Source organism: Haloferula sp. A504 (assembly GCF_044385805.1).
Classification (GTDB): Bacteria; Verrucomicrobiota; Verrucomicrobiia; order Verrucomicrobiales; family Akkermansiaceae; genus Haloferula.
Genome location: NZ_JBISBU010000226.1, coordinates 1 through 378, shown reverse-complemented (window position 1 = coordinate 378; position 378 = coordinate 1). Strand labels below are relative to the sequence as shown.

Here is a 378-nt window from a genome sequence, read left to right as displayed (position 1 = left end):
GATCGAGTTTGGTCGGTTCGCCGACCGGCGCGGGAAGGGCGGGGGGAAGCGGGCGGAGACCTTCGACTTCCTCGGTTTCACGCACAAGTGCGCGAGGCGGAGGAGCGACGGGGGTTTCGTGATCCATCGGCATACGGTGGCGAAGCGGATGCGTGCGACCTTGCAGGCGATCCGGTTGGAGCTGCGCAAGCGGATGCATCGACCGCTGGGAGAGACCGGGCGGTGGTTGCGGAGGGTGGTGCAAGGCTGGCTGAACTATCATGCCGTGCCTTTCAACAGTCGCCGCATCGGGTTCTTCGTGGATGAAGTGACCCGCCACTGGCTCCGGGTGATCCGACGCCGCAGCCAGAGAGGGAGGAGCCGCTGGACATGGGCGAG

At 66.1% G+C, this 378-nt stretch carries 1 pseudogene; it reads left to right on the top strand.

The features are described 5' to 3' along the window. Positions 1 to 378 (top strand): annotated as a pseudogene (locus ACG2LG_RS24285) (hypothetical protein); the annotation flags it as partial.